This window comes from Dietzia sp. B44 (assembly GCF_014145245.1).
Taxonomy (GTDB): Bacteria; Actinomycetota; Actinomycetes; order Mycobacteriales; family Mycobacteriaceae; genus Dietzia; species Dietzia natronolimnaea.
Genome location: NZ_JAALEF010000313.1, coordinates 1 through 3117, shown reverse-complemented (window position 1 = coordinate 3117; position 3117 = coordinate 1). Strand labels below are relative to the sequence as shown.

4 protein-coding genes are annotated in these 3117 nt (G+C 71.1%); 1 reads left to right on the top strand and 3 read right to left on the bottom strand.

Going from position 1 to position 3117, the window contains the following annotated elements; translation table 11 throughout:
- Positions 1 to 910 (top strand): alpha/beta hydrolase (locus G6017_RS10905; protein ID WP_182617335.1); only part of this gene is annotated, 910 nt, incomplete at its 5' end.
- Positions 911 to 919: 9 nt separating this feature from the next.
- Here the strand turns inward: G6017_RS10905 and G6017_RS10900 are convergent.
- The 3 genes from G6017_RS10900 to G6017_RS10890 all read right to left on the bottom strand — a co-directional run.
- Entirely contained in the window at positions 920 to 2092 is a 1173-nt protein-coding gene (locus G6017_RS10900) for a thiolase C-terminal domain-containing protein (RefSeq protein WP_182617334.1), read from the bottom strand.
- On the bottom strand, positions 2089 to 2526 hold the full coding sequence (locus G6017_RS10895; RefSeq protein ID WP_346034664.1) for a MaoC family dehydratase: 438 nt from the start codon (positions 2524 to 2526) through the stop codon (positions 2089 to 2091). The genes G6017_RS10900 and G6017_RS10895 overlap by 4 nt, the downstream gene beginning before the upstream one ends.
- Positions 2523 to 3117 (bottom strand): Zn-ribbon domain-containing OB-fold protein (locus tag G6017_RS10890; protein WP_241731482.1); only part of this gene is annotated, 595 nt, incomplete at its 5' end. The genes G6017_RS10895 and G6017_RS10890, both read right to left, overlap by 4 nt.

Sequence of the window (3117 nt, the reverse complement as noted above, 5' to 3'; positions counted from 1 at the left end):
GACCCTGCGGTCCCGCGGGCTGGCCGGCGGGCTGAGGATGTTCGTCCGACCGGCCCTCGACATGATGCCGGCGACCGACGCGTCCCTCGGACGGCTGCGCGCGCTGACCTCGGGGGCCGGGCGGGCGGCCGCCCTCGAGACCACCAACGACTGGTCCTCGGACGGCCCCGTGCCCGGACTCTGGGTGGGCCGCAAGCGGTTCTTCCACTCGGACAAGGTGATCTACCACATCCACGGCGGCGGCTTCACCTTCGGATCCCCCTGGTCGCACAAGGCACTCGCGTCACGGATGGCCAGCGAGACCGGCGTGCCCGTCTTCCTGCCCGACTACCGGCTCGCACCGGAACATCCGCACCCCGCGGCCACGGAGGACACCCTCGCCGGCTGGGAGTGGCTGCTGAGCATGGGCTTCCGGGCGGAGGACATCGTGGTGGCCGGCGACTCCGCCGGCGGCAACCTCGCCCTCCAGCTCGTCGCGCAGCTCGAGAAGGAGCAGGCCGCGATGCCGGCGGGGGTCGTCCTGCTCTCACCGTGGGTGGATCTGGACTTCACCGACATGACCGCCCGCGACCGCGCCCGTAAGGACCCGTTCCTCGCCCTCGGCCTGGCCGAGCTCTGCCGACGCCAGTACGCGCCGGGAGTGGACCCGGACGACCCCGCCATCTCGCCGATCAACCACGTCCCGTCCCCCGACTGGCCGCCGTTCCTCATCCAGTGCGGCGGCGAGGAGATCTTCTGTGGGGGGATCGAGCAACTCGCGGAGCGTTTCGCCGAACACGGGGTCCGGCACGAGTTCCAACTGTGGCCACATCAGTTCCACGTGTTCCAGGTGTTCCACCCGCTCGTTCCCGAGGCCAAGGTCGCGGTGCGCGACATCGGCTCGTTCGTCCGCGGGTGCCTGCGCGGCTGAACTCCCCGGTCAGACCGTCAGCACCAGGCCCGAGGTCGGCACGCCCGTACCCGCGGTCACGACCAGCTTCTCCGCACCCGACACCTGGTTGACCGAGTCGCCCCGCAGCTGACGCACACCCTCCGCGATGCCGTTCATGCCGTGGATGTAGGCCTCACCCAGCTGGCCACCGTGCGTGTTGAGCGGCAGTCGGCCACCCACCTCGAGCGCGCCCGGCTCGCGGACGAAGTCCTTGGCCTCCCCTCGGCCACAGAAGCCCAGTTCCTCGAGCTGCATGAGGACGTACGGCGTGAAGTGGTCGTAGAGCACGGCCATGTCCATGTCCTGGGGACGCAGGCCGGACTGGGCCCACAGCTGGTCGCCGACGATGCCCATCTCCGGCAGTCCGGCGAGCTCGGGGCGGTAGTACGAGGTCATGATGAACTGGTCCGGCCCGGAGCCTGACGCGGCCGCGGCGATCGACACCGGGCGGTGCGGCAGATCCCGCGCCCGCTCGGGGGTCGTCACGACGATCGCCTGCCCGCCGTCGGACTCCTGGCAGCAGTCGAGCAGGTGCAGGGGCTCGGCGATGTAGCGCGAGTTCTGGTGGTCGTCCAGCGTGATGGGCGTGCCGTGGAAGAAGGCCGCCGGGTTGACGGCGGCGTGCTTGCGGTCCACCACCGCGACCCGCCCGAAGTCCTCGCTGGTGGCGCCGTACTCGTGCATGTAGCGCTGCGCGACCATCGCCACGAAGCCCGCCGGCGTCGACAGTCCGTGCGGGTAGGAGAAGGCGTTGTCCGTGCCGGAGGAGTTGACCTGCTGCACGAGCGCCGAGTTGACCTGGCCGAACCGCATCCCGGAGCGCTCGTTGAACGCGCGATAACAGACCACCACCTCGGCCACGCCCGTCGCCACGGCCATCGCGGCCTGCTGCACGGTCGCACACGCGGCGCCGCCGCCGTAGTGGATGCGGGAGAAGAAGTTCAGCGAGCCGATGCCGGCGGCGCGGGCGACCGCGATCTCGGTGTTGGTGTCCATGGTGAACGACACCAGGCCGTCGACGTCCGACGGCTGCAGACCGGCGTCGGCCACCGCCGTGCGCACGGCCTCGGCGGCCAGGCGCAGTTCGGAGCGGCCCGAGTCCTTGGAGAAGTCGGTGGCGCCGATCCCGACGATCGCAGCCTTGTCTGCCAGGGTGCTCACTGCGGGTCTCCGTTCAGGTAGAGGGTCGCCGTCGAGGTGACGTGCGCGCCCAACGAGTCCGTGCCGACGATCTTCAGCGTGACCAGCCCGTCGTCGTCGATCCCCGTGACCTCACCGGTCAGGGTGAGGGAGTCGTACGCGTACCAGGGCACGCCGAGCCGGAGCCTGATGGACGTGATGCGGGCGCGCCGGCCCGCCCAGTCGGTGACGAACCGCTGCACCAGGCCGGTGTCGGTGAGGATGTTGACGAAGATGTCCTTGGAGCCCTTGGCGTGGGCGAGGTCGCGGTCGTGGTGGACGTCCTGGAAATCCCGGGTCGCCAGCGCCGAGGCCACGATGAAGGTCGGGGTCCCCTCGATGGTCAGCTCGGGGAGTCGGTCCCCCACCGCCACGGCGGGCGGCTCGGCGGGGCAGACGGTACGGTTCTCGCTCACGTGACGGCCCCTTCGGTCCTCGCGGGTGACCCCGCGGATTGTTGACGGTCGACAGCCGGTGCACCGGCCGGTCGCCACGCGTACAGGGTCCACGGCTCGGTGCCGAACGCGGCGTCCTCGGCCGGGTCGCCGGGCATGTCGAGGAACTCGACCTCCACCGGCATGCCGATAGACACCTGGCCCGGGTCGACGTCGCGCAGCTCGCCGAGCATCCGCACACCCTCCTCCAGCTCCACCAGTGCGATGACGAACGGGAACCGCGTGCGACCCGGCACGCGCGGGGCGTGGTGGGTGACGAAGCTGTACACCGTGCCGCGGCCGGAGGCCACGACGTAGTCGGTCTGCTCGGACCTGTCCTTCCAGAGCGCCGGGACGGGCGGGTGCTGCAGCGAGCCGTCCTCGCGCGTCTGGATGCGCAGCTCGTGGGCACGGACCCCGTCCCAGAAGAAGCGGGTGTCGTGCGAGACCGACGGGCGCAGGACCTTGCCCACCACCAGGTCGTCGGTGGCCGAGCCGGAGCTGGAGACGATCTGGTCCGCGGGCGCCGGCGCGGGCTCGGCGGTCGTGGCGGTCGCGGCGGTCGTGGCGGTC